Source organism: Pseudoalteromonas nanhaiensis (assembly GCF_051235485.1).
Lineage (GTDB): Bacteria > Pseudomonadota > Gammaproteobacteria > Enterobacterales > Alteromonadaceae > Pseudoalteromonas > Pseudoalteromonas lipolytica_C.
In genome coordinates this window covers 1-2,702 of sequence record NZ_JBPNYQ010000051.1, presented here as the reverse complement: position 1 = coordinate 2,702, position 2,702 = coordinate 1, and the positions used below count along the sequence as shown (strand labels likewise).

The 2,702-nt window shown below is 38.5% G+C and carries 2 protein-coding genes; both read right to left on the bottom strand.

The window, feature by feature from the left end:
• Positions 1-432 precede the first annotated feature (432 nt).
• A complete protein-coding gene (locus ACSFVZ_RS20390) occupies positions 433-810 on the bottom strand; it encodes a GxxExxY protein (RefSeq protein ID WP_435559510.1) in 378 nt (125 codons plus the stop codon).
• Positions 811-1,080: 270 nt separating this feature from the next.
• A complete protein-coding gene (locus ACSFVZ_RS20385; RefSeq protein WP_435559509.1) occupies positions 1,081-2,493 on the bottom strand; it encodes an MBL fold metallo-hydrolase RNA specificity domain-containing protein in 1,413 nt (470 codons plus the stop codon).
• Positions 2,494-2,702: the final 209 nt, after the last annotated feature.

Below are 2,702 nucleotides of genomic sequence, written 5' to 3'. Positions count from 1 at the left end.
GTTGGGTCATTTTCACACCTTTGTTGTTGGACTAATTATCCTTCACAAAAGTGTGCGGTGCCATTAAATCAGATCATAGGATTTTTTTTTGCACAAAGAGAAATGAATGAGAAGATAAAGAGGAAACCACAAGATTATTTTTGATTTTTTCTAAAGCGCAGCGCCCCTTGGCCTCTTTGTGAATATTACCTAAGACCTTTTTGCACAAAGAGAAGTGAACGAGAAGAAAAAGAGGAAATCAATATGTCTATTAAGTTGGTTTCTCTAAAGCGAAGCGTCTCTTAACCTCTATGTGAATATTACTTAGGATTTTTTTTGCACAAAGAGAAATAAATGAGAAGAGAAAGAGGAAAGCAATATATCTTTTAAGTTGGTTTCTCTAAAGTGCAGCATCTCTAAGCTTCTTTGTGAGTATTATTAAGATGTGCTTTTTTAGAGATGCAAGTTGAGCCTTTTTATCCCGTTGATTAATTTCTGAGAGTTAAAATTAATAAGTAAGCCTGCGCTTATATTTGTTAGTTTCAAGTATGTTAATAACTGAGCGCTATGAATTGGAAGCAGTTTTTCAACGGACTTTAACTCAACTCTGAGTCTTTTTTCTATTATTAGATCTAGCCTGTATCCAGTTTCAATAAACGTATCTTTATATTTAATTGGGAGGTCAATTTGTCTTTCAGTGAAAAGCTTCTCTTTATTAAGTTCATAAGCAAGGCATGCCTCATAGCTCGACTCTAATAACCCAGGCCCCAGTTCTTTATGTACTTCAATTGCGCACCCAATAACTTTTTTTGTCAGCAGATCAGTATCCATACTTACACCTTTTATATTAATTTTTTCTTCCGTGTCTCTTTGCGATAATAGCTAATATCGTAAAGAGAGAATCTAAGAATTACTTAGTTTTACCTCTTAAGCGCAGCGCCTCTTGGCCTCTTTGTGAATATTACCTAAGATCTTTTTGCACAAAGAGAAGTTAATGAGAAGATAAAGAATGAATCAAAGAGTTACTTTGTTTTACCTCTTGAGCGCTGCGTCTCTTATCCTCTGTGTGAATAAAATTTTCTTTAATAGCTGTCATAGTTACTAGCCAGAAGCTATTTCAACCTTAGTTTTATCGCCCAGTAGGGCTTGATATTTTTTAGCCAAGGTTGCTTTGGCTTCGTCATCGCCGTGTACTATTTTGATTAACTTCGGTTTCTTTTTCATACCTGTTACAAACCTAATTAGCCCCTTTTGATCTGCGTGGGCGCTGTAGCCACTGATGGTATGAACTGCCGCGTTTATATAAATCTTTTGGTTATTAATATATACATAACCGCCTTTTGGGCCGTAGGTTTGAATATCTCTTCCTAGCGTGCCTTTGCCCTGGTAGCCAACAAAAATAATATCGGTTGTTTTGTCAGGTAAAAACTGCTCAAGGTAATTAACAATTCGCCCCCCTGTGCACATACCGCTGGCAGCTATAATAATCGCTGACTGTTGCTTTGAACTTAAAAAGTTAATGAGTGCCTTGTGCTCTTGGTGTGTATCAATTGTATGTAGTTGGTCAAAATCTAACGGGTGACGCCCTTGGTTAACTCGCTTCTTTGCTTCGTTATCCCACAGGGTTTTAAAATGTTGGTACTGTGCAGTAAAGTTGGCGGCCATGGGCGAGTCTACAATTACTTGTAGTTTATGCCACATTGAGTTTTTACGGGCTGAGTGAATTATTTGTTCTAGCTCATAAAGTAACTCTTGCGTTCGGCCAATACTAAACGCAGGAATAAGTACCACACCGTTATCTTTAACGGCTCGCTCTATAATATTTTTTAAACCTTTTACACGCTTTTTTCGACCATCATGGTTTTTATCACCATAGGTAGATTCTATTACTAAGGTATCGGCACGGTATGGCGGTTTAGGTGAGGGCAATAACGGTGTATATGGGGCTCCTAAATCTCCCGAGAATACCACTCTGTGATTACTTGGCTTTTTGCCAAGTTCAATTTCTACATAGGCAGAGCCAAGAATATGGCCGGCGCGTTGTAGGCGGATTTTAAATAAAGCTTCTTGGCTTTGGGGGCTCAAGGCTGCTTTGTCGGGGCTAAAGCTCACTCCTACAGGGATGGAGTACCATTTATTAAAATCTAGACTTACTATTTGCTGTTTTAGTCTTCTTAAACAGGTGTTTATAATGGCTTCATCACGCGTTACACCCAGTTTTAAGGCGTCTTCAATAACGAGTGGTAGTAGTTTTGCGGTTGCTTTAGATGTGTATATTGGTCCTTTAAACCCTGCTACAAAAAGGTAGGGTATGCGGCCTACGTGATCAATATGGCAGTGGGTAACAATAAGCGCTTTTACGGTTGATATGTCAAAGTCGATATTGAGATCTTCGTGGCTGTCTTCACCCTGAAACAGCCCGCAATCGATGAGTATTGAGTTGTTGTCGTTAATAATAAGCTGGTGGCAAGACCCTGTAACACCGTTAACTGCTCCGTGGTGTTTTATTTGCATAATAATATCCTTATTTTTGAAGCATAGCCTCAGCATAGAGGTTATTGACTATAACGGCAACGAGCAAAGTTCTTCATGTATTGTTGGATTATTTATAAGCTGTAGGTATTAAGTTTTAAGTTGTATGAGCAATGATCTGACCCCGATAAAGTAGACACGGGGTTTAATTAATTTGTTCGTACTGCATGGGACTTTTATACCCTAGGGTG

What these genes read in the sequence shown, in the direction of transcription:
- ACSFVZ_RS20390 (WP_435559510.1), bottom strand. Translation starts at nt 810, where the DNA reads ATGGATACTGATCTGCTGACAAAAAAAGTTATTGGGTGCGCAATTGAA.
- ACSFVZ_RS20385 (WP_435559509.1), bottom strand. Translation starts at nt 2,493, where the DNA reads ATGCAAATAAAACACCACGGAGCAGTTAACGGTGTTACAGGGTCTTGC.